The sequence below is a fragment of the Shewanella sp. SG44-2 genome, assembly GCF_014164215.1.
GTDB classification, from domain to species: domain Bacteria; phylum Pseudomonadota; class Gammaproteobacteria; order Enterobacterales; family Shewanellaceae; genus Shewanella; species Shewanella frigidimarina.
Genome location: NZ_JACJEU010000089.1, coordinates 1 through 353 on the forward strand (window position 1 = coordinate 1; position 353 = coordinate 353).

Sequence of the window (353 nt, forward strand, 5' to 3'; positions counted from 1 at the left end):
TCGCCAACTTGGGTGCCAGTCGCTAGCGTCACGGTCGCGGTCACAGTGCCGTCGCTGCCGATCTCATCGCTGTTGAACACGCCATCAGTGCCCATGCCGCTGAACTCAACGGTGGGTGCAGGTGCTGCCACATTGTCCACAGGCTGGTTGTCGGTAGCAGTCGCAGATGGGTTACCGGCGATATCAATCACTTGCGCGGTGACATCAACATCGGTCGCGCCGGCAGTCACAGGGACTTCAACGTCAAAGCCGTTGTCGAGCATGTCCTGAGTCACAGGGCCGTTAAATAGGGTGTTGCCGTTGCCATCAGTGACAATCAAGGTGTCGCCAACTTCAGTGCCAGTCGCTAGCGT

The 353-nt window shown here is 58.4% G+C and carries 1 protein-coding gene; it reads right to left on the bottom strand.

Annotated features, from left to right (window positions below):
* Nucleotides 1-353, bottom strand: a 353-nt coding sequence (locus tag H5181_RS20400; protein ID WP_182751894.1) for a hypothetical protein, incomplete at both ends; no start/stop codon positions are given.